The 1,953-nt window shown below is 69.5% G+C and carries 3 protein-coding genes and 1 pseudogene; 1 reads left to right on the top strand and 3 read right to left on the bottom strand.

All coding sequences use genetic code 11. The features are described 5' to 3' along the window. A pseudogene (gcvT, locus tag IBX53_RS15925) lies at nt 1–202 on the bottom strand (glycine cleavage system aminomethyltransferase GcvT); the annotation flags it as partial. Nucleotides 203–439: 237 nt separating this feature from the next. Next, nucleotides 440–583: a DUF3750 domain-containing protein gene (locus IBX53_RS15920; RefSeq protein WP_290911305.1), complete on the bottom strand. Its 144-nt coding sequence runs from the start codon at nt 581–583 to the stop codon at nt 440–442. Nucleotides 584–680: 97 nt separating this feature from the next. Between IBX53_RS15920 and IBX53_RS15915 the strand changes: the two genes are divergently transcribed. After that, on the top strand, nt 681–1,619 hold the full coding sequence (locus tag IBX53_RS15915) for a tetratricopeptide repeat protein (protein ID WP_290911302.1): 939 nt from the start codon (nt 681–683) through the stop codon (nt 1,617–1,619). A 1-nt stretch (nt 1,620) separates the two neighbouring features. On the opposite strand, the gene IBX53_RS15910 is transcribed toward IBX53_RS15915, so the two are convergent. Beyond that, on the bottom strand, nt 1,621–1,953 hold a 333-nt coding region (locus IBX53_RS15910), incomplete at its 5' end, for an aminotransferase class I/II-fold pyridoxal phosphate-dependent enzyme (RefSeq protein ID WP_290911299.1).

The following is a 1,953-nucleotide window of genomic DNA, read 5'->3' as shown; positions in this document are numbered from 1 at the left end:
CCTCGGCCGGGGACGGCCCGTGCAGCAGCAGCTGCCCCATGTGGGAGACGTCGAACAGGCCACAGACGGCACGGGTATGCTCGTGCTCCTTCTTGACGCCCAGCGGGTACTGCACCGGCATCTCGTAGCCGGCGAAGGGCACCAGTCGGGCGCCCAGTTCCACATGGAGGTCATGAAGGGGAGTACGGTTCAGTTGGCTCATCGTGGCGGCCTCTGTTTTCGGATCAGGATGATCGGTCCGGCGCCCATCGCCGAGCCGCCGGACCGAGTCGGGTTCGAATGCAAAAAGAATAGACCATGTTTCCTATTGGAAACAATGGGCGCAGGAGGAGAATCCTGTTCGCCAAGCAACGCTCAGCCCGGCGCAACAGTCAGCACCCCTGGCCGGACAATGAGGTAACAGGTTTCTCATGCGAAACATGAGCACGGCACCCGCAGGCTAGCCGCCGCCCGTCCCCTTGACGAGGGGCGCCATGCCCAGGCGCTCGACACCGGGCAGCTTGAGCGCCACCCAGGCGGTGAAGGTGTTGCTGTTGGGTCCCGGCCAGGCGCGATAGGCCTGCGGGGCGGGGTAGTCCGACACCGCCGCCACAGGATCCCCATCGCGCCCCTCCCCTTGAATACACCCATCGTCACCCGCATCTCCCTTGGAAATCCACTCAGACCCGGGAACTCCAACCATGCCCATTGTCGATCCGCGCACCGGCGAGCCACTCGCCGCCGACACGCCCTCCGGCGCCAGCGATCCTGCCCCCGGCCCCGCCGGCGATGCCCCCGAGGTGATCGTCGACGTCGACGCAAGCAATATCCAGCAGCTGCTGGAACTCTCCATGCAGGTGCCGGTGCTGCTCGACTGCTGGGCTCCCTCGTCCGAGCCCTGCAAGAACCTGATGCCGGTGCTGGAGAAACTGGCCAGGGAACACCAAGGCACCTTCATCCTGGCCAAGCTCAATATCGACGAGAATCAGGAGATCGCCGCCCAGCTAGGCGTGCGCTCGGTGCCCGACGTCAAGCTGATCAGCCAGGGCGGACTGGTCGACCATTTCCAGGGCGCACTGTCCGAGAAGCAAGTGCGCGAGTGGCTGGCCCGCTACTTCCCCGCCCCGGAGGATGCGCCCGCCAGCCCCGAGGAGCAGGCCGCCGAGGCACTGGCCGCGGGCGATGCCGCCACCGCCCGCGCCCTCTATGAGGAGCTGGTGCAGCAGAATCCCCAGCACTACCCCTTCCAGGTGGAGCTGGCCCGCGCCCTGGTGGCCGAGGGCAACGCCGCCGACGCCCGCGCCCTGCTTGCTAACCTGCCCCCGGAAGAGCGCGACGCCGCCCCGGCCCGCGGCGTGCGCGCCAGCATCGAGTTCGGCGAGGAAGCCCCCAGCGCCGAGCAGCTGGCCGCCCTGGGCGAGCGTGACGACAGCGAGGCCCAGTACCTGCGCGCCCTGCGTCGGGTGGCCGACGGCGACTACGAGGCCGGCCTCGACGCCCTGCTGGCACTGATGAAGGCCGATCGCGCCTACGGCGACGATGCCGCCCGCACGACCCTGCTGCGGGTCTTCGACGCCCTGGGCGCCGACCATCCGCTGACGGTCACCTACCGTCGCAAACTCTTCGCCCTGCTCTACTGAGTTATTCGCCCAGCACGCCGTCCAGGCGTGCCAGGGCCGCCTCCAGCTGGGTCGCCGTGGTGCCGAAGTTGAGCCGGGCGAACCCCGGCGTCCCGAAGTCGGCGCCGTCCGAGAGCGCCACCCCGGCGCGCTGCAGCAGCGCCTGCTGGGGCGAATCGCTGCCTGCCAGGGCCGGCGCCTGGCGCAGGTCGAGCCAGGCCAGGTAGGTGGACTCGGGCGCGCTCAGGGTCACCCCGGGCCAGCCGGCCACCCGCTCGATGAGCGCCTGCCGATGGCCGCGCAGCACCTCGAGCAGCGCCTGGCGCCAGGGGTCGCCCTCGGCGTAGGCGGCCTC

The organism is Halomonas sp., from assembly GCF_014859505.1.
In the GTDB taxonomy this organism is placed as follows: Bacteria; Pseudomonadota; Gammaproteobacteria; order Pseudomonadales; family Halomonadaceae; genus Halomonas.
Note: the sequence above shows the minus strand (reverse complement) of the source record. Positions and strands in the feature narration are given on the sequence as shown.

Coding starts and splice junctions, on each gene's coding strand:
- IBX53_RS15915 (WP_290911302.1), top strand. CDS start 681: ATGCCCATTGTCGATCCGCGCACCGGCGAGCCACTCGCCGCCGACACG.